This window comes from Methylocystis iwaonis (assembly GCF_027925385.1).
Taxonomy (GTDB): Bacteria; Pseudomonadota; Alphaproteobacteria; order Rhizobiales; family Beijerinckiaceae; genus Methylocystis; species Methylocystis iwaonis.
Genome location: NZ_AP027142.1, coordinates 1,744,706 through 1,764,208, shown reverse-complemented (window position 1 = coordinate 1,764,208; position 19,503 = coordinate 1,744,706). Strand labels below are relative to the sequence as shown.

The 19,503-nt window shown below is 62.6% G+C and carries 20 protein-coding genes; 10 read left to right on the top strand and 10 right to left on the bottom strand.

The window, feature by feature from the left end; all coding sequences use genetic code 11:
- The first annotated feature begins 247 nt into the window (after positions 1 to 247).
- The 7 genes from lptG (at position 248) to aat (ending at position 8,372) form a co-directional block, all read left to right on the top strand.
- Complete coding sequence (gene lptG, locus QMG84_RS08415; RefSeq protein ID WP_281931766.1) at positions 248 to 1,333, top strand: LPS export ABC transporter permease LptG; 1,086 nt, start codon at positions 248 to 250, stop codon at positions 1,331 to 1,333.
- A complete protein-coding gene (locus QMG84_RS08410) occupies positions 1,333 to 3,936 on the top strand; it encodes an LPS-assembly protein LptD (RefSeq protein ID WP_281931764.1) in 2,604 nt (867 codons plus the stop codon). The genes lptG and QMG84_RS08410 overlap by 1 nt, the downstream gene beginning before the upstream one ends.
- A gap of 124 nt (positions 3,937 to 4,060) precedes the next feature.
- Entirely contained in the window at positions 4,061 to 4,855 is a 795-nt protein-coding gene (locus QMG84_RS08405; protein WP_281931762.1) for a DsbA family protein, read from the top strand.
- 158 nt (positions 4,856 to 5,013) lie between these two features.
- The gene (gene aroQ / locus QMG84_RS08400; RefSeq protein ID WP_281931761.1) at positions 5,014 to 5,445 is read left to right on the top strand and encodes a type II 3-dehydroquinate dehydratase; all 432 of its coding nucleotides are present in this window, start codon (positions 5,014 to 5,016) and stop codon (positions 5,443 to 5,445) included.
- A 19-nt stretch (positions 5,446 to 5,464) separates the two neighbouring features.
- The gene (accB, locus tag QMG84_RS08395) at positions 5,465 to 6,076 is read left to right on the top strand and encodes an acetyl-CoA carboxylase biotin carboxyl carrier protein (protein WP_281931759.1); all 612 of its coding nucleotides are present in this window, start codon (positions 5,465 to 5,467) and stop codon (positions 6,074 to 6,076) included.
- Positions 6,077 to 6,085: 9 nt separating this feature from the next.
- Positions 6,086 to 7,444, top strand: a complete 1,359-nt coding sequence (accC, locus tag QMG84_RS08390) for an acetyl-CoA carboxylase biotin carboxylase subunit (RefSeq protein WP_202072770.1) — start codon at positions 6,086 to 6,088, stop codon at positions 7,442 to 7,444.
- A 259-nt stretch (positions 7,445 to 7,703) separates the two neighbouring features.
- On the top strand, positions 7,704 to 8,372 hold the full coding sequence (gene aat / locus QMG84_RS08385; protein ID WP_281931758.1) for a leucyl/phenylalanyl-tRNA--protein transferase: 669 nt from the start codon (positions 7,704 to 7,706) through the stop codon (positions 8,370 to 8,372).
- 168 nt (positions 8,373 to 8,540) lie between these two features.
- On the opposite strand, the gene QMG84_RS08380 is transcribed toward aat, so the two are convergent.
- The 8 genes from QMG84_RS08380 to QMG84_RS08345 all read right to left on the bottom strand — a co-directional run bounded on the left by QMG84_RS08380 (position 8,541) and on the right by QMG84_RS08345 (position 14,952).
- Positions 8,541 to 9,293: a DUF2155 domain-containing protein gene (locus QMG84_RS08380; RefSeq protein ID WP_281931949.1), complete on the bottom strand. Its 753-nt coding sequence runs from the start codon at positions 9,291 to 9,293 to the stop codon at positions 8,541 to 8,543.
- A gap of 89 nt (positions 9,294 to 9,382) precedes the next feature.
- Positions 9,383 to 9,790, bottom strand: a complete 408-nt coding sequence (locus tag QMG84_RS08375; RefSeq protein ID WP_202072768.1) for an NADH:ubiquinone oxidoreductase subunit NDUFA12 — start codon at positions 9,788 to 9,790, stop codon at positions 9,383 to 9,385.
- A gap of 111 nt (positions 9,791 to 9,901) precedes the next feature.
- A complete protein-coding gene (locus tag QMG84_RS08370) occupies positions 9,902 to 10,549 on the bottom strand; it encodes a hypothetical protein (protein WP_281931756.1) in 648 nt (215 codons plus the stop codon).
- Entirely contained in the window at positions 10,546 to 10,959 is a 414-nt protein-coding gene (locus QMG84_RS08365) for a RusA family crossover junction endodeoxyribonuclease (RefSeq protein WP_281931755.1), read from the bottom strand. Before QMG84_RS08365 ends, QMG84_RS08370 begins: the two co-directional genes overlap by 4 nt.
- Positions 10,960 to 10,962: 3 nt before the next feature.
- Positions 10,963 to 11,895 (bottom strand): YVTN family beta-propeller repeat protein, encoded by a 933-nt coding sequence (locus QMG84_RS08360; protein WP_281931754.1) that lies wholly within the window; start codon positions 11,893 to 11,895, stop codon positions 10,963 to 10,965.
- 128 nt (positions 11,896 to 12,023) lie between these two features.
- Entirely contained in the window at positions 12,024 to 12,611 is a 588-nt protein-coding gene (locus tag QMG84_RS08355) for an SRPBCC family protein (protein WP_281931752.1), read from the bottom strand.
- Positions 12,612 to 12,653: 42 nt separating this feature from the next.
- The gene (locus QMG84_RS08350) at positions 12,654 to 13,205 is read right to left on the bottom strand and encodes an SRPBCC family protein (RefSeq protein ID WP_281931750.1); all 552 of its coding nucleotides are present in this window, start codon (positions 13,203 to 13,205) and stop codon (positions 12,654 to 12,656) included.
- 91 nt (positions 13,206 to 13,296) lie between these two features.
- Positions 13,297 to 14,952 (bottom strand): hypothetical protein, encoded by a 1,656-nt coding sequence (locus tag QMG84_RS08345; RefSeq protein WP_281931749.1) that lies wholly within the window; start codon positions 14,950 to 14,952, stop codon positions 13,297 to 13,299.
- Positions 14,953 to 15,179: 227 nt separating this feature from the next.
- On the opposite strand from QMG84_RS08345, the gene QMG84_RS08340 reads away from it, so the two are divergent.
- Positions 15,180 to 16,312, top strand: a protein-coding gene (locus QMG84_RS08340) for an IS3 family transposase (RefSeq protein WP_281927849.1) whose coding sequence is annotated in 2 segments (ribosomal slippage) — positions 15,180 to 15,435 and positions 15,435 to 16,312 — 1,134 coding nt in all. Because the reading frame shifts where the segments join, the coding sequence is not laid out codon by codon here.
- 36 nt (positions 16,313 to 16,348) lie between these two features.
- On the opposite strand, the gene QMG84_RS21395 is transcribed toward QMG84_RS08340, so the two are convergent.
- Entirely contained in the window at positions 16,349 to 16,642 is a 294-nt protein-coding gene (locus tag QMG84_RS21395) for an ATP-binding protein (protein WP_350356508.1), read from the bottom strand.
- 112 nt (positions 16,643 to 16,754) lie between these two features.
- On the opposite strand from QMG84_RS21395, the gene QMG84_RS08335 reads away from it, so the two are divergent.
- Positions 16,755 to 17,525, top strand: a complete 771-nt coding sequence (locus QMG84_RS08335) for a lysophospholipid acyltransferase family protein (protein WP_281931747.1) — start codon at positions 16,755 to 16,757, stop codon at positions 17,523 to 17,525.
- Between the two features lie 117 nt (positions 17,526 to 17,642).
- On the opposite strand, the gene olsB is transcribed toward QMG84_RS08335, so the two are convergent.
- Positions 17,643 to 18,533, bottom strand: a complete 891-nt coding sequence (gene olsB / locus QMG84_RS08330; RefSeq protein WP_281931745.1) for a l-ornithine N(alpha)-acyltransferase — start codon at positions 18,531 to 18,533, stop codon at positions 17,643 to 17,645.
- 128 nt (positions 18,534 to 18,661) lie between these two features.
- Here olsB and QMG84_RS08325 point away from each other — a divergent pair, with 128 nt between their 5' ends.
- Entirely contained in the window at positions 18,662 to 19,219 is a 558-nt protein-coding gene (locus tag QMG84_RS08325; protein WP_281931744.1) for a hypothetical protein, read from the top strand.
- Positions 19,220 to 19,503 lie beyond the last annotated feature (284 nt).

The window sequence follows — 19,503 nt, the reverse complement described above, 5'->3', positions numbered from 1 at the left end:
TCGCCGCGATCGGGCCAGAAAATGCCGACGTTGCGCAAAAGCAACGCTCGAGAAATGAATTAGTCTGAACCTCGACCGTATCCGGAGCGGCGCTTGCCTGGACGCGCGGGAGCGTCTAGCGATCGTTAATGAGCGTTTAACGCTGCGTTTTGAGTCACTTGAGAAGGAGCGAACCGAGGCCGATGGCGACGATGACGCGATGCCGCGCCCCGGCCTATGCCCCCGTCCGCCGCGCCGGAGCGCGGTCGTGATCGGCGTGACCATCACCCGCTATTTCGGCATGCGCTTCACGCGCGCCATTCTGGCGATTTTTTTCGCCATCTTCTGCCTGATGTTCGTCGTCGTCTTCGTCGAGACGCTGCGCCGCGCCAGCGACAATCCGGCGGCCGGAGCGGGAATGATCGCGCTGATGACGGTCATGAAGGTGCCTGCCGCGGCGGAGATGATTCTCCCCTTCGCCGTCCTCTTCGGCTCCATGGCGACCTTCGTCGACCTGACCCGCAAGCTTGAGCTGATCGTGGCGCGCGCCGCCGGCATGTCGGTCTGGCAATTCGTCGCCGCGCCGGCGCTCGCCGCGCTTCTCATCGGGATCGTCTCGGTGACGATCTACAACCCGCTCTCCGCCAAAATGAAGCAGCGCTCGGATCAGATGGAGCTCGAGCTGTTCGGGCGGGAGGGGAGCGTTCGCGTCGATCGCGGCGTATGGCTGCGTCAGCATGGCGTCGACGGCCTTGCCGTCATTCACGCGAATCTGACGGCCAACAGCGGCGTCGATCTCGAGGGCGTGAGCGTCAATATCTATTCTGCCGACGGGGGCTTCGTCGAGCGCGTGGAGGCCGGCAAGGCGCATCTCGAGCCGGGCGTGTGGGTGCTGCAAGGGGCGACGGTCAGCGCGCCCGGCGAACCCGCCCGCCAGGTCGATTCTTATATGCTCGCGACCGACATCACCCCCGAGCAAGCCGCCGCCGCCACGACGCCGGCGCAGGGCACGCCCTTCTGGGATCTCCCGGAAATGACGGCCCGCACGACCGAGGCTGGACTCGACGCGACAGAATATAAGCTGCAGTTCCAAACCCTTCTGGCGCGCCCCCTGCTTCTCGTCGCCATGGTCCTGGTCGCCGCGAGCTTTTCGTTAAGGTTCTTTCGGTTCGGCGGCGTGGCCAGGACGCTTTCCGGTGGCGTTGTGGCTGGCTTCGTGCTTTACATCGCCACTAAAATCTTCTCCGACCTCGGGGGCGCCGGGATGATCTCTCCACTCGTCGCCGCATGGTCGCCTGCACTCGTCGGGAGCATGTTGGGCACGCTTACTTTGCTCTATTCGGAGGACGGCTGATGTCTCGCCGCCTTCGCCGCCTCTCGGCTCTCCTCTCCAGCGTCGCCGCCTTAACGGGCGGCGCGGCGGTCTTTGCTTCGCTCGCCTCGGCCGCGCCGGAAGGCGCCGGCGCGCGCATGGTCGTCGAGGCCAAGGAGATGATCTACAACGAGAAAGCCAACACCGTCACGGCGCGTGGCCAGGTGCAGCTTCTCTACAAAGGCCGCCTGCTCGAGGCGGACCGCGTGGTCTATGACCGCAACACGTCACGGGTCTATGCGGAGGGCCACGCCAAGCTCACCGAGACCAATGGCACGATCGCCCGCGCAGAGCACTTCGATCTCACCGACGACTTCAAGGCCGGCTTCATCGAGAGCCTCCAGGTCGACACGGCCGACGACACCCATTTCAGCGCGCCGCGCGCCGAACGCACGGATGGCGTCACGACCTTCGACATGGGCGCCTATACGGCCTGCGAGGCCTGCAAGGACGACCCCTCGAAGCCGCGCACCTGGCAATTGAAGGCCAAGCGGATCATCCACGACAACGCCGAGAAGACGATCTACTACGAGGACGCGACCTTCGAGTTCCTCGGAACGCCGATCGCCTATGTGCCCTTCTGGTCCTCCGCCGATCCGACGGTGAAGCGCAAGTCCGGCTTGCTGACGCCCGTCTTCACCTATCGCTCACAGCTCGGCGCGGGCGTCGGGGTTCCCTATTTCTGGGCGATTTCGCCCGACTCCGACCTCACGATCACGCCCACCATCTTCTCCCGCCAGGGGCCCTTCCTGACGAGCGAGTTCCGCAAGCGCTTCGAGAACGGCGGATTTTCGGTCCGCGCCGAAGGCACGCATGTCGGCGATCCGAGCGCCTTCGCCATCGCTCCCTATGGCGCCCGCAATCGGGAATGGCGCGGCGCGCTCCAGACTCAGGGCGACTTCTGGCTCAACGACCGCTGGCGCGCCGGCTGGGACATAACGGCGCTCTCGGATCGCTATTTTCTGCAGGACTACAAGCAGTTCAACTATCTCCTGCAGAACTATTACTTCCGCGAATCGTCCTCGACGATCTATCTGAACGGCCAGGGTCCGCGCAGCTATTTCGACATGCGCGGCTATTACTTCCAGGGTCTCTCGCCCAGCGACGTGCAGGCCCAGCAGCCGCTCGTGCATCCGGTGATCGACTATAATCGTGTCTTCGACGTCGATCCGACCAAGACCGCCGGCGTCGGCGGCCAGATCGAAATCGACGCCAATTTCACGAGCACCTCGGCGGACGTCGCCAATTACGAGTCGATCAACCCGCGCACGCTGGACAGGATCTACGGCCTTTACAACGTCTGTCAGTCCTACAATCGCGACGTCGTTCCACAGCGCAGCACGTGCCTGTTGCGCGGCATCGGCGGCGCCTACCAGCACGCCACGGTCATGGGCGACTGGAAACGCAAGGTCATCGACCCCGTCGGCGGGGTCTGGACGGCCTTCGCCTTCGCGCGTTTCACCGGCAGCTATCTCGATTACGACCGGCAGGGCCTCTACCCGATCTACAATAGTTCCTGGCAACCGATCCCCAACGCCAATCAGGGCCTGTTTCTGGACGGCCTGGATCAGCGTTTCCGCGGTCAGGCGACGCCGGGCTTCGGCGCCGAATGGCGCTATCCCATCCTCGCGCGCAGCCCCATCGGCAATTTTGTCGTCGAGCCCATCGCACAAATTGTCGCGCGCCCGAACCAGACGTCGATTCCCTCGCTCGTCAATATGGACGCGCAGAGCCTCGTCTTCGACGATTCGACCTTGTTCGAATGGAACAAATTCTCGGGCTACGACCGCTTCGAGACCGGCACGCGCCTGAACTACGGCGGGCAGGCCACGCTGACGCTCGGCAATGGCGGCTTCGTCAACGCCATGGTCGGCCAGTCGACGCAGCTCGCCGGCGCCAATGGCTACGCCACCGCCGACGCCGCCAATGTCGGCCTGAACTCGGGCCTCAACAGGCGCACGTCCGACATCGTCGGCCGTTTCGCCTTTGCGCCCGCCTCCTTCATGAGCTTTGTCGCGAAGGGTCGCTTCGACAAGGAAAGCCTGATCGCGAAGCGCATCGATCTGTTCGCGACATTCAACTTCGATCCGCTGTCGCTGCAGTTGCAATACGCCAATTACGCGTCCCAGCCGGCGATCGGCTTCGACGTCCGCCGACAGGGTCTTTCGGCCACTGGCCGCTACGACATCACGAAGAATTATTTCCTGAACGGCACCGTCACTTTCGACATGAGCCGTTATCTCTACAATAATCTCACTCAAAACCCGTATCTCTACACCGCCTATACTGGCGCCAATCTCAACGGCACGGCGCCGCTCTTCTCGGTCGCGGCGCTGGGCGCGGGCGTCGGCTATCACGACGAATGCACGACGCTGTCGATCAATTACTCCCAAATCTATCAGCCGCAGGCGAACACCGGCCTGCCGGCGCGCAACCAGGCCGTCATGGTGTCCCTGCAGTTCCGCACGCTGGGCGAGGCGCGCTTCAATTACGGCCTCGGCTCGGTGCTCGTGAACGACGGCGTGCGCAACGCCACGTCGGGCAGCTCCTATTCGAGCGGCTACGGCGGAAGCTACATGCGCTGATCAAACGACGGCCTCGGCCCCCTGAATGACAGGGGCGAGGCCGTCTGTTAAAAGCGGCCTCACTCCAGAACACGCCCCGAATTGCGGAAGGCGCTTTATCGCCCCGCGCATGAAGGAGAAATCGATGCGCCTTTCCCCGTCCCTCGCTGCGTCCTGGCGCGCTCTTGCCGTCGCCGGCGCCCTTGCAGGGGTCATTTTCGCCGGCGCGACGCCGTCGCGGGCGGCCGACGCCTTTTCCGACCAGCAAAAGGCCGGCATCCAGAAAATCATCCACGACTATCTCGTTTCGAATCCGGAAGTGATCCGCGAGGCGATCGAGGCGCTCAAGAAACGCGAGGAAGCGGCGGAGCTGGCGTCGCGCGAGAAAGCCGTCGTGGAACACGGCGAGAAGATCGTCCATTCGGCAAATCAGGCCGTCGTCGGCAATCCGGACGGCGACGTCACGCTGGTCGAATTCTTCGACTACAACTGCGGCTACTGCAAGCAATCGCTCGCCTCGGTCGCGAAGCTCATCGAAACCGATCCGAAGCTGCGCGTCGTTCTCAAGGATTTCCCGATTCTCGGGGCGGACTCGGTCGATGTCGCGCATATCGCGACCGCCGCCCGCATGCAGCTCTCACCCGCGAAATTCTGGGAATTCCACAAGAAGCTGCTCTCGACGCGCGGGCACATCGGCAAGCAGCAGGCCATCGCGGCGGCGAAGGAGGTCGGCGCGGATATCGACCGGCTCGAGAAAGACGCCGACAGCGCCGAGACGCAGGCCGCGCTGAAGGAAGTCGCCGCTCTCGCCGAGCAGCTCAAATTCGACGGCACGCCGTCATGGGTCATCGGCAAGGAGGCCGTCGTGGGCGGCCTGCCCTTTGCGCAGCTCAAGGCGAAGGTCGACAACATTCGCAAATGCGGCAAGGCGACCTGCTGAGGACGCGAGGACCGCGAGCCTTCAGGCTCGGATTAAAGAGCGCGCCTGAAGGCGCGCGGTCCGGCGCGCCCTTTCCTGCCGGGCTTCCTTTGCGGGGCCAATGCGGCTAAGAGAGACGCGCTTCGCCCTTTGAAGAAAATCGATCGTTCGGGAAGGCAATGTCAGCCGTACACGTGCTCAACGGTCCAAATCTCAACCTTCTCGGCAAGCGCGAACCCGGGATCTACGGATCAGCGACCCTGGACGACATCCGCGCCCAGCTCGACCAACGCTGTAGCGCGAAGGGCGTCTCGCTCGTCTTCAAGCAATCGAATTTCGAGGGCGATCTCGTCACTTGGATTCAGGAGGCGGGCGCCGCGGGCGCGCCGGTCATCCTCAACGCCGGCGCCCTGACCCACACGTCGATCGCGCTTTACGACGCGATCAAAGGCGCGCAGGCGTCCGTCATCGAAGTCCATCTTTCCAATGTGCATGCGCGGGAGAGCTTCCGCCATCACTCGTATATTTCCCCGGCGGCGCGGGGAGTCATCGCGGGCTTCGGCCCGCTTTCATATTTGCTGGCCCTCGAGGCCATTCTCCAAAACATCTGAGAAAGACCTGGGAAAAACCATGGCGCGCAAAGCACAGCCCACCAAGACCACGCGCGGCCGCCGCTCCTCGGCCGCCGCCGCCCCCGTTCGCACGCCCGCCCCGACCCGTACGGCCGCGCCTCGCGCCGCCGTCGCGCCCGCGCCTTTGATCGACCCTGCGCTGCTGCGCACCATCGCCGAGCTCGTCGCGCAGAGCGATCTCACCGAGTTCGAGGTCGAGAAGGGCGATCTGCGCATTCGCGCCGCCCGCACGCCGGCGCCGCTCGCCGCGCCCGCGACCGTCACCATCGCCGCCCCGGCGCAGACGGCTTATGCGCCCGCGCCTGTCGCTGCGCCCGCCGCCATCGCAGCGCCAGCGCCCGCTGCGCCGCCGACCGAAGAATCCCTCGCCGAACATCCTGGCGCGGTCAAATCGCCGATGGTCGGCACAGCCTATCTGCGCCCCAACCCCGACGCCAAGCCCTTCATCGAGATCGGCTCGCGCGTTTCGGCCGGCGACAAGCTGCTGCTGATCGAAGCGATGAAGACCTTCAACGACATCGTCGCGCCGAAATCGGGCGTCGTCACCGCCATCATCGTCGAGGACGGCCAGCCGGTCGAATATGGCGAACCTCTCCTCGTGATCGAATAAGGCGCGCGGATGTTCGACAAAATCCTCATCGCCAATCGCGGCGAAATCGCGCTGCGCGTCTTGCGCGCGGCGAAGGAGCTCGGCGTCGCCACCGTGGCGGTGCATTCGACCGCCGACGCCGACGCCATGCATGTGAAGCTCGCCGACGAGTCCGTCTGCATCGGCCCGCCGGCGGCGCGCGATTCCTATCTCAATATCCCAGCGCTGCTGTCGGCCTGCGAGATCACAGGCGCCGACGCCGTGCATCCCGGCTATGGCTTTCTCTCCGAGAACGCCCGCTTCGCAGAGATCCTCGAAGAACACAACATCACCTTCATCGGCCCGAAGTCGGAGCATATCCGGCTGATGGGCGATAAGATCGAGGCGAAGGCCACCGCCAAGCGCCTCGGCATTCCCTGCGTGCCGGGCTCGGATGGCCCCGTGCTCTCCGAGAAGGAGGCGCTGAAGGTCGCGCAGAAGATCGGTTTCCCCGTGCTGGTGAAAGCGGCTTCCGGCGGCGGCGGACGCGGCATGAAGGTCGCGCGCGACGCGCATGACCTCGGCGTCGCCATGGCGACGGCGCGCACGGAAGCCAAGGCCGCCTTTGGCGACGACACGGTCTACATCGAGAAATATCTCGAAAAGCCGCGCCATATCGAAATCCAGGTTTTCGGTGACGGCAAGGGCCAGGCCATTCATCTGGGCGAGCGCGACTGCTCTTTGCAGCGCCGTCACCAGAAGGTGTTCGAGGAAACCCCCTCCCCCGCGCTCAACGACACGCAGCGCCGCGAGATCGGCGAAGTCTGCGCCAAGGCCATGCGCGAATTGCAATATGCCGGCGCGGGCACGGTCGAGTTCCTTTACGAGAATGGCGAGTTCTATTTCATCGAGATGAACACGCGCATTCAGGTCGAGCACCCTGTCACCGAATCGATTACGGGAGTCGATCTGGTCTGCGAACAGATCAGGGTTGCGGCCGGCTCGCCACTCTCGATGAAACAAGAAGACGTGCAGTTCTATGGCCATGCGATCGAGTGCCGCGTGAACGCCGAACATCCGTTGACCTTCCGCCCCTCGCCGGGCCGCATCGCCTATTACCATCCGCCGGGCGGCGTCGGCGTGCGCGTCGATTCGGCTGTCTATCAGGGCTATTCGATCCCGCCGAATTACGACTCGCTCATCGGCAAGCTGATCGTCCACGGCCGCAACCGCACAGAGGCGCTCATGCGCCTGCGCCGCTCGCTCGACGAATTCATCGTCGACGGCATCGACACGACGCTGCCGCTGTTCCGCACGCTGGTGCGCAACGCCGACGTGCAGAACGGGATCTACGACATCCATTGGCTCGAGCATTTCCTGGCGACAGGCGGGATCGAGCCGGAGGTTTGATTATCCTCACCGAGTTGCGGACGCCCGAGTAAGCGAAGGGAAGTCCGTCATTGCGAGCGGAGCGAAGCAATCCAGAGCGTCATCGCGGCTCTGGATTGCTTCGTCGCTGCGCTCCTCGCAATGACGGAGACCGCCGGAAGGACCGAACTCTCCCCCCACCCGCCGTCTCCGCATAAGTGGCGTCCGCGGCGACGACCTGATAAAGTTTGTCAGATAGCGACCGCTGCATTTTTCGAGATAAGGCGCTATCCTTTTACCTATGTCGAAACCCGGCGCCTCCTACGCCATCACGCCGCAGCTTTTGCTGCGCGCCTATTCCATCGGTCTCTTTCCCATGGCGGAGAGCGCCGAGGACGACCAGCTCTTCTGGGTCGACCCTGAAAAGCGCGCGATCTTTCCGCTGGACACATTCATCGTGTCGCGCTCACTCGCCAAGACCGTGCGCTCGGATCGTTTCGAGGTTGTCGTCGACCGCGACTTCGACGCGGTGATCGAGGCTTGCGCCGCCCCCACGCCGGATCGCGAGAAGACCTGGATCAACGACGAAATCCGCCGCCTCTATCGCCAGCTTTTCGACATGGGCTTCGCCCATACGGTGGAATGTTGGCGCGACGGTCAGCTCGTCGGCGGTCTCTATGGCGTGGCGTTACGCGGCGCCTTTTTCGGCGAGAGCATGTTCCATCGCGAGCGCGACGCGTCCAAAGTAGCGCTCACCCATCTCGTGGCGCGGCTGCGCGCCGGCGGCTTCCAGCTCCTCGACACGCAGTTCATGACCACGCATCTCGCCTCGCTGGGCGCAATCGAGATCTCGCGGGATTCCTATCATCGCGCGCTGGAAGAGGCGCTCTGCGTCGTGGCGAATTTCCACGTCTGGAAGCCGGACGAGAAGGTCTCCGGCCAACAGGCGCTCGCCGCGCTCGAGGATTGATTGCATTTCCGTTTGAACAGCGCGCGTGAGGATTTGTCATTCCCGGCGGGCTGAAAGCCCGACCGGGAATCCAGAGCCACAGATGAGCTGGTTTTGCTCTGGATTCCCGATCGCTCGCTGCGCGAGCGTCGGGAATGACAGCGAACTAATCAAGCGGATCCCGTATGATCAGAACGGCAGAAGCCCGCCCGGCTGTGGCTCCACAGGCGTCACGGCGGGCGACGACCGCCTCTTCTTTTTCTTCTGCGGCTGAGGCTGCGCCGGGGCTTCGGCCGCGCCAGCGTCGGGCGCGGGGGCGCCGTCCATGGCGGGCTGCGGCGGAACAGAATCGGACGGGCCGATCGGCGCGTTCTCCACCGGCGCCGGAGCCTTGGGCTCCACCTTGCGCGAGCGCTTCTTGCGGCCCGTTTCCGGTGCAGGCGCGGCGGCGCCGTCTACGGACGGCTCCTCGGCGGCGACTGGCGCCGGCGCGTTCTCCTTGCCGCCCTTACAATCGACGAGCCAGACGTCGTAGACCGGATGCTCGACGCCGTGGAGGCCGGGACTCGCCGCGAACATCCAACCGGAGAAGATGCGCTTGGCCTCCTGTCGCGTCTCGGGCTTGGCGTCCGCGCGCGCGTCCTTCAGCTCGGCCTTCGCCTGCCGCTCCAGCCGGCTCGCAACCTCATCGACCTCGACGAAGCTCGTCGTCTGCGGCGCTTCGGTCTGCGGCCGCGTGTTGCAGACGCGCGGCGTCACATTCAACGAGCCGAATTGGACGGTCTCGTCGATCGCCACGTCGAAGTTGATGATGCGGCCGGTGGTCTTGTCGAGACCGGCGAAGATCGCGGTGGGATGGCGGATGGGTTCGGCGGCGGCCACGCCAGAGAGCGCGGCCATGAAGGCGCCGAGCGCCAAGCCGTAACGAAGGGATGAGATCATCATGTCACCGCGCCGCGCGCAGCGGCCAGAGGAAAACGCTGGACCGACATAAACAGGCAAGAAAGGCGTTTCCGTGGACGGAAGGGGAATCAGCCCTCCGGCCGCCAGGCGACATAATCGCCGCCGCTCGGCGTTCGCTCGCCGGTCGAGAGTTGCGATCCCGGCGGACGGTAGGCGAGCGGCGTGCCGGTCAAATTCGCCTGATGCGGCAGCTCCCACTCCTTGCGGGCGTAGTTTTCCTTGGTGGGCGGGGTGTCGACCGTGTGATGCAGCCAGCCGTGCCAGCCCTGCGGAATCGCGGAGCCCTCGCAATAGCCGTTGAAGATCACCCAGCGGCGCTCGATGCCCAGCGCCTTGTCCTTCTTTCCGCCGCGGCGGCGATAATAGACGTTGCCGAATTCGTCCGTCCCCACGCGTTCGCCATAGAGCGCAGTCCACAGGCTCGTGTTGAGGGTCGCGCGATCCCACCAGGTGAAGAAACGGGTGAAGATGGACATAATGCGTTCGGCCTCTTCTTTGCGGCGCGCCTTGCGCCGGCCAGTCGGCGTCGTTGCGCTCCTTATGGCGTTGCGGCGCGGCGGTGTCTAGGGGCGCCGGGCCAAGCTTATTCAGTGCACCCCATCGACGGCCAAGGTGCGCAGCTCACGCAGCACGGCGATAAGCCGCCGAACATCGCCTTCCTTGACGCCCCGCTCCAAATCGCCGTGCGCCAAGCTATTGCGAAGCCGGCCCGCTTCACGGAGGAAATCCGCTTCCGAGGGCGTGACATAGCCGCTGTTCGCGAGAGATTCGACCAGCCGCGCCGGCGTTTGCGGCTTCCGGTATTTATCGGGCGCCAGATACCTCGCCAACGCCTCGAAAATCCCCCAGCCCATTATCAAGGCCGCCGCCAGAGCGCCTGCCTGCGCCAAGCTCTCGAGCGATTCTATGGCGTCCTCAATCGCGTGGAGGGAGACCGGAGAAAGCTCTGCTGCTTCGCCCGGCCGCACGAAATAGACATTGAGCTCCCAGTCGCGCGCATCTCTGAAGAGCCGCCGCAAATCGCGCTCCTTGGCCTCACTTGACTGGCCTTCGACAATGACCTCGATTGCGATTTTTTTGTCCTGCCCTAGCGCGATTGCGTCGGGCACGTAGCTCCCCATGAACGGAGGCAGCAGTTGCCGGGGCGGTTCATAGACGACCGAATAACCCTCCGCCTCCAGCCGGGGCGCAAGCTGGTCGATAATGAGCCGTCTCGAATGCTCGGGCTCTCTCATGCCAGTTCCTCGAACGGATCATCGGAAAGCTTTACATAGAGAAGCGGCTTCGTCTGCGTGAGAGCTTTTTCCAGCGTGGAGCTCGGCGCGGCGAAACGGAATATGCCGTCAGGTTCGAATTTCTGCACGACAACCCGCTCAACTTGTCCATCGTCAAGGTAAACCTGCTGGCTCAGCGCGTCCAGGATCGGCTTGACGATATTGTCTATGTCGCCGTCCATTGCGCTGTCGGGGAAATAATAGAGCGTGACGGCGATCCGGTCGTCGCTCGCGAAGTAATCGGAGGGTAAGGCGAAGCGGATTGCCGCCCGCACCCTGTCCTGCCAATCACGCTTAGAAGCCGCTCTTTTCGTCTGTAGGGAAACCGGCGCGCCTTCAACAATAAATTCCAAAGGAAAACAGATTTCCAAAGTTCACTCCATCGTCTTGACGAACGCCCCGAAAGCTCTCGGCCCATCCCCGGTCTCGACCTTGCCCTCGACCTTCAGGGTTTTGGCGTCGATGGACCAGAGTTCGTTTGAAAACCAGCTCGCCACGTAAACCCGCGAACCATCGCCGCCCGCAGCAATTCCTTCCGGATATTCGCCGACTTTCACGACGCTGAGGGGCGCGAATGTCGCCGCGTCGAAGACGCTCACGCTATCGGCGTGCTGGTTCGCGACAAAAACCCGCCCGCTCGCCAGCGCCGTCGTATAGGGCCGGCTCTGCGTCTTCAGCGTCCCGACGACCTTGCGGGCGGCGATGTCGATCACGCTGACATCGTCCGATTCGACATTGGCCGTATAGGCGCGGGCGCCTGTGGCGTCGATCGTCACGCCGAACGGATGTTTGCCGACCGGCAGCGTCGCAACGCGGGCGAAGCTTTGCGCGTCGATGAAGGAGATGGCGTTGTCGTCGCGATCGGCGACGATGATCGTCTTGCCGTCCGGCGTCACCGCGACCCCCGAGGCCATCGCGCCGACGCCGACGCTGCGCAGCTCGCCCTGCTCCGGGTCGATCTCGACGAGCCGGCGCCCGTAGAGGTCGGCGACATAGACGCGCTTGCCATCCGGGGCTGCGGCCACGCCGAGCGGCCCACCGGCAATCGCGATGCGCCGCTCGACCTTATGCGCTTTGGCGTCGACGATCGTGAGAAACTTGCCTTCCGGACTCGTCACATAGGCGCGCGCGCCGTCGCGGCTGACGGTAATCCCCGCTGGCTTTCCGCCGATGGGGAGGCGCGCGAGCGGCGTCATGGTTGCGACGTCGATAATATCGAGCGCATCGGCCCCTTGTGATGTGACGAAGGCTTCGTCGGCGTGGGCCACGGAGGAGAAAAGCATTGCAGCAAGCCAAACCGCGCCCATTACCCTCTCCCGCTTGCGGGAGAGGGTGGCCCCTGCGTCAGCAGGGGTCGGGTGAGGGCGGCCCTCATCCGTCACGCCTTCGGCGCGACACCTTCTCCCGCAAGCGGGAGAAGGGAGGCTCGGACGCTTCATCTCCCCTCCACCCGCGCCTTTAGAGCCGCAAGACCGGCGCGGTGCAGCGCCGTGACGGCGACGAGGGCTGTGTCGTCGTCGAGGCCCGGCGGCGGGTCGTTGAAAGGATGGCCGCGATAGAACCGGCCCTTCCATTCGGCGAGCGACTTGCCTTCGCCCGTGGGTTTCACCGTCACATGCGTCATGTAATTGATGGCCGGCAGGCGCTTCACATCGTCATGGTCGCGATGCCAGGCGATCGTCATGCGCTCCGCTTCCCATCGCACGAGCGTTTCCTCCACCGCGCCGCCATCGGCCATAAGGAGCTTTCGCTTGGCCTTCTCCGGCTCGTTGCCGCCGCTCGCTTCGACGCTTTTCACGCCGGGGAGCCAGTCGTAATGGGCGAAGTCGCCCACCACCGCCCAAACCTTTTCGGGCGGCGCGTCGATGACGATGGTCTCGACCGATTTGAGCGGGGCCGCGCCATGGGCGGCCCAGGAATTGGGCCCCGGCGTGGGGGGCTCGGCGCCGGCGACGGCCGCCGACGCCATTGAAGCGAACGCCGCCAGCGCGAGAAGCGCGGCGCGGCGGGACAGGTTGGACATTTTACAATCCTCCCGGCGCCCCTCTCGCGCTGGGCTATCGGGTTACTTGCCTTCGGCCTTGGCCTTCAGCCCGGCGAGGCCGGCGGTATAGACGCCCGTGACGGCCTTGATCGCCGCTTCGTCGGAGAGCTCCGGCGGCGGGTCGTTGTTCATGAAGCCGCGATAGAAGGCGCCCTTCCATTCGACTTCCGTCTTGCCGCCCGCGTCCTTGACGGTGATCGTCGAGGAATAATTGTTCACCGGCAGCACCTTCACGTCGACATTGTCGATCTTATAGCTGATCGACTTGCCGGCCGCGTCGTATTTCGTGACCGACTCCTCGATCACACCGCCGTCCTTGAGCGTCAGCTTGCGCTTGGCGCCGACCTCATTGCCGCCCGTGCCTTCGGTCTTGGCGACCGGGGGCAGCCAATTGATGTCCTGGAAATTGCTGACGATGGCCCAGACCTTGTCGGCCGGCGCATTGATCTCGATCTTCTCGACCACTTTCTGGCGCGAGGGGCCATGCGCGAAGGCGGGGGCCGTCGCCAGCCCGGCGGAAACGAGCGACAGGGCCGCAACGACGACAGCGCGGCGCGCAATCACAAAGGACATGGGAATTTCTCCTGGGGAACCTTCCTCCACCGCCAGCGCGGCGGCTGAGCACATAAGGGCGCCGCAAGCGGCGGCGTCAAGGGCGGCGCAATCAGCCAGCGTCTTCCAGCGCGGCAATTTTGGCCTTTACCTCTTCGCTCAAATAATCAGCTTTAATTGTCTTGAGGTATCGTATGGCCTCAGTATCGTTCGCCGCATATTCGAGACGCCGCTTGTAGAAAGTTAAGCGGCCTTCCGCTTCAGCAATTATTTCAGACCAAGGTTTTATCCAGACTCGCATTTTTGGGTCATCCAATTCAAATACGAGGCCCCGCGGCTTGCCGCTCTGTCTCGCTTCAAGTTGGGCATCCTCGGTCATTCTGTTTGAGACTGCAACGAAATCCCATTCCACACCGGGGTGCTTGAAACGGTCATCAAGAGCTACAGCTTTTGCGTACCTTTTAATTTGAGTGACAACATCCTCGTTGATTGACTGCGCAGGTCGCTTCAACTCGACCACCAAATGCCTTCTCTCGTTATCAGTCGGAGTCGGGACACGGCACGAAAGCATAAGGTCGACCACTGCGGTGTTCCCATCAGCATCGACAACAGGCTCAACGGGCGCAAGATTATCCCGGTCTTTTCCTAAAATCCGCAAATGGGCTCTCAAAACAGAAGTAAGGTCTTCATCGTCGTTCATAAGATTGAACTGTTCGCCAAATATCCAAGTCTCCTGCGCCAAAATCCGGTGCAATTGCGAACGCTCCAACAGCTGCCGCTTCGATTTTGGATCAAACACAAGGATTTGCAGGGCCTTCAGAAAATCAAGGCGGTCCGTCACTGCTTTCGCCGCATTAATAACAGCCGTCAAAGACGTCTTACGCAGCAGTTCTGCCATCTCATCTTGCTTTGCTTGCGGCAATTCAATTACATTTTCGAAAATATATTTGAGAGACGTCGGACCGCTTTCAATAGCGGCCTTTACAAGCTGCAATACCAGTTTTTGCTGTTTTGGAGACGACCTTTCAAAGTCCTGACTGTAGTCGGATAGGTTAAGTGCGACCACATCGAAGAGCTGCCGCTCGTTAATCTCAATCGCATCAATAGGATGGCCTTCATAAGGGTAAATTTTGGCTTCCTGCCACTCTTGTATCTTGTAGCGCGACCGCTGGGCCTCCTGCGCCCGAAAATGCTCTCGCAATTTCGCTTTGCATGCCTCAATCAAGGCAGACGCACCCTTGTCCAACTCAACTAGCTCTTCAGTGTTTTCGTCTGCCAACTTTTGAAAGTAGTCGGACGTCAAATAGGCGGTGAATTCGAAACCGCGAGCATGAATTCCTGGTGCCATATCATGGAAGCTGAAGCGACCGGGAAGGCACAACATTAGCTTACGCTCGACGCGCTTATTCCACTCGACCACCTCGAGCTCGCCCGTGAGTTCGTCTCCTTGTTCAACAAAGGCAGTTATATTGTAAGGAGTCACACGTCGGATCGACTCGCGCGCATCGACCCGTTCGCCGTCGTATACGATAGAGAAAGTGGGGTCTTGAAATAACTGTAAAGCGAAAACATCACGCAGCTTCTCAACGAATCCATGAGTAGCTCTTATTTCGAAGTCTTTGTTAATCTCACAGATTTCAACGATGCACCCACGGGCCTTTGTGGCGATAGGATCTGAAACCGTAAAGGTTTTCAGGTTGCTGCGCTTTCCTGAGATAGAGAACTGTTTTCCCTCCGCAGATGAAACCCAGGAGACACTATCTCCCAATGAAAATGCCTTAAATCTACCCTGTCCTTTTTTACCGTGGATAATACGGCCAGAGGGAGTCTTGGCGGCCAGTTTTTTCCATGACCCTCCGAGTGACTTGAAGCTTTGGGCAGCCTGCTCAAACGCAATCCCGACGCCAGAGCCGGCCTCACGAATTCGGACAGTAGCTTGAGTGGATTTTCTGCCTGACAGCGGCGAGGATTCTCGCTGCGAATCAGGAGCATTCGATGACGAAGCGAAGCCGCCGGACGCATTCTCCGGCCTTCAAGGCGAAAGTGGCTTTGGCCGCGATCAAGGGCGAGAAGACGCTGGCCGAGCTGGCGCAGCAGTTTGACGTCCACCCGAACCAGATCACGACGTGGCGAAGCCAGTTGCTGGAAGGCGCGGCCGGCGTTTTCGGGCAGGATAAGACGGAGCCGAAAGAGGCCGCCGTCGACCTGAAGGGTCTTCACGCGAAGATCGGCGAACTCACGTTGGAGAACGATTTTTTGTCCGGCGCGCTCACAAAAGCGGGATTGCTGAGCGCAAAAAGATGATCGACCGCGATCACGATCTTTCGATCGCCCGGCAGGCGAAGGCGCTGGGCGTCGCCCGCAGCTCCGTCTACTACAGGCCGCGGCCGGTTTCGGCCGAGGACCTCGAGCTGATGCGCCGTCTCGACGCGCTGCATCTCGAACACCCCTTCGCGGGCGCGCGGATGCTGCGCGATCTTCTGCGGCGCGAGGGCGTCGCCGTGGGCCGCCGGCATGTCGCGACATTGATGAAGCGGATGGGGATCGAGGCGCTCTATCGGCGGCCGAACACGAGCAAGCCTGCGCCGGGACACAAGGTGTACCCGTATCTGCTGCGCGGGGTGAAGATCGAACGGCCGAACCAGGTCTGGGCGACGGACATCAGCTACATCCCGATGCGGCGCGGCTTCGTCTATCTCGCAGCGGTCGTCGACGTCTTCACGCGGCGCGTCCTGTCGCATCGCGTGTCGATCACTATGGAGGCGGAGTTCTGCGTCGAAGCCTTGAAGGAGGCCCTGGCGAAATACGGCAAGCCAGAGATTTTCAACACGGACCAAGGCAGCCAGTTCACCAGTCTCGACTTCACCGGCGTGCTGCTCGATGCGAAAATATCGATCAGCATGGACGGCAAGGGCGCGTGGCGGGACAATGTCTTCGTCGAGCGGCTGTGGCGCAGCGTGAAATACGAGGAGGTCTATCTCAAGGCCTATGACAGCATGTCCGAGGCGCGCGCCTCGATCGGCCGCTATCTGGCCTTCTACAACGAGGGGCGCCCGCATACGGCGCTTGACGGGCGCACGCCCGACGAGGCCTACTTCGGCATCAAGGAAACGGCGATGGCCGCATGACCATCGCCGTCGATTTTGTCGCAGCTCTGGTCGGGCCTAGGCCCTCCCGCCGCCGCGACAAAATCGAAACGCCCCGCGTTCGGCAAACCCCGGCAGAGATCCACTCAAAATCCGCGGGGAGCTGTCCAGACAAGCGAGGCCAGCTCTGCCGTCGTCCTTTACTCTTATGGAGCCAAGCTTTGTGAGTGGCCCCTCAGAAATTTCAACGATGACAGCGTTCGCATCGGCGTCGTATGAATTCCAAACTAATTCAGAAATTGCGGCTAGAGGCTTCGCAGTTGTTACGCGTTCGATATGGTCGTTTTCAACTTTGACTTCAATTTGCTGCACAACATCGCTCCAGTAGGCAATCAACGGAGAAAAATGCTTCGCACGCAGACCCGAACGAAGCTACTTGCATCAGCTTAGCAGCCGCCGATTTTTCGGCCAAGCTGTCACACGCTTGTCTCACGCTCGCGCGATCAGCGCGCCGATGCCTTACATCCGCGCTTTCGCCTTCGTCGCCGCCATGGCGGCCGCCTTCGTCTTTCTCGTTCCGATCCAAACGATCGCGCGGCGGCGTGGCTGGGCGGTTCAGCACTCGATCCAAACCGGCTTCTGCCGGCTGATGTGCATCGTGATCGGCATCAAGGTTGCGCCCGCGGGCGCCCTGCCCGCCTCGCGCCCGCGTTTCGTGGTCTCGAACCATGTCTCCTGGACGGACATCATCGCGCTCGCGAGCCTTTATCCGCTGGTCTTCCTGGCCAAGAGCGAAGTGGCGGGGTGGCCGGTTCTCGGCTTTCTGGCGCGGCTGCAGGGCACGGTTTTCGTGCCGCGGGGCTCGCGCAAGGACATTCCGCTGGTCAACGCCGCGCTCTGCGGCGTTTTGCGCGGGGGCCGCGATCTCGTCGTCTTTCCGGAAGGCACATCGAGCGCGGGCGTCGACGTTCTGCCGTTCAAGCCGGCGCATTTCGACGCCATTCAGGCGTATGACGGCGCTGCGGCTATTGCCCCGGCGGCCATCCTTTACACGGACGGGGCGCGGCCGGTCGATGTCGGCTGGTATGGCGACATGACTTTCCTGCCGCATCTGTGGAGCCTCATGAAACGCGGCGGCGTCCATTGCCGCGTCGCCTTTGGCGACGCAATCGCGTTCGAGGGCAAGGATCGCAAAGCGCTGGCGGCGGAGACTGAAGCGCAGGTGCGGGCGATGTTGCACGAGATGCGCGGGTAAGGCCCCTCGCTCGCCGTCATTGCGAGGAGCGTAAGCGACGAAGCAATCCAGGGCCGTGATCGCTGCCCTGGATTGCTTCGCTCCGCTCGCAATGACGGGCGTTGCTGGCCAAGAGAATTAAGCGGCGCGGCGTTCGACGCCGCTGAAATATTCGATGTAGCGCGCGCCGATCTCGGCGACCGGCATCACGACGAAGACATCCGTCGTGTTGAACTTCAAATCCACCACCGCGCCGTCGCCGAAGCGCGCGCCGAGGCGTAGATAGCCCTTGATGAGCGGCGAGAGCGCTTCGCGCGCCGCCTTGGCGTCGAGGCTGTCCTTCGGCGCCATGGCCATGGGCACATAAAGATCGGTCTTCGCCTTCACCCGCCACTCGCCCTGCGCGCCAGCGTAATGGGCGAGGTAGCTCAGCGCCTGGGCGTGGGCGAGCGGGCTCACGCCCGGAAAGCTCGCGCAGCCGATCATCACGTCGATCTGATGGGCGCGGATGTAAGCCAGCAGGCCGCGCCACAGCAGCTCGATCGTGCGCTTGCTGCGATGCGACTCGAGCACGCAGGAGCGGCCGAGCTCGAGAATCCGCTTGCCGGCGTGACGCGCGAGCAAGGGCGCGATGTCATATTCGCCGGCCGAGTAGAAACCGCCGGCCTTCTGCGCCATGTCGCCACGCAGCAGCCGATAAGCGCCGACGATCTTCGGCTTCACCTTGCCGCGCTTGTTCGTCCAGGCGTGGTCGATGACGATCAGATGGTCGCAATATTTGTCGAACTTGTCGGCGTCGCGCCGGGTGAAGGCGGTCTTGGCGTCCGGGATCGCGCCGCCTTCCTTGTAGAAGACGTCATACCGCAGGCGCTGCGCCTTGCGGATCTCGCCCTTGCGACACGCGAGCCGCGCCTCGAGCGAGCCCATGCGGCCAAGCGTTTCAACAATGGTCTTTTTCTGTGGCGACGGCGGCTGAAGATTTGTCAGAGCGGCGATCGTCCGCCCAATATCCGCGTGGCTGGTCCACATCCGCGATAATTCCCCCGCGATTACAGAAATTTTTTCATCACGATTCCACAAAGCTTTTGTGACGCGCCGATTGGTGACACAAGCCCCGCCAGGCTCTAGTTTTGCCCGCGAACTTCCGGAGGCAAAGCATGATTTTTGGGCGGCAGGCGCTTTTCCTCGCGGCGTCGATCGCGCTCGCGGCGCCGTCCTACGCCGAGGAGATCGTCCCGCTCGCGGGCTGCTACGAACGCGTCTACGACGCCGCTTGGCTCGCGGCCCATCGCGGGCAGATCGTGCGCAAGATCGCCCTCTCGGTCGCCAAGACGTCCGTGCCCGAGACGCCCGGCGAAAAGCAGCGCATCCTCGCCGACGCCATGCTCGCCATGTGGTCGGGCAAGACCGCCTTCAGCACGATTGGCGCCTGTTTTTGGGAGCGCACCGGCCTCGTCTGCAACGCCGCGCTCTCCGCGCAGGAAACCGAGCGGTGCAAGAGCAAGGAAGACGGCGTGCGCGCCTGCCGGGTCTCGTTCAACGACTCGGGCTCTTTTAAGCTGGAGCAGAAGTCCGAAGGATTGATGCTCACGATCCGCGAGCGGCTGGAGCTTCCGGGCCCCGAGGCGCGCGGAACCTATCTTTATCTTAGCCCCGCAAACGCCGAGAACCATGTTTTTCTGCTGAAGCCCGCGCCGGCGGAACGGTGTAAATAGGCTGCTAGCTCAGTCGTCCCCGTCATTGCGAGGAGCGAAGCGACGAAGCAATCCACAGCCGCACCGCCGCCCTGGATTGCTTCGCTTCGCTCGCAATGACGGGGTAGCGCCGCCCTTTTCTGGCCTTGCCTCTGGATTTATCCCCAGAATTCACCGATTTGTCCACATGTTGTCTCCCTGTTAATATCCACCACCATATCTTGACGACATCTTCAGACTCGCGCAGTGTGGAGGCACAAGATCATGACGTCACGGCGAGCGTTCTTCCCAACGTCTGGCTGTGT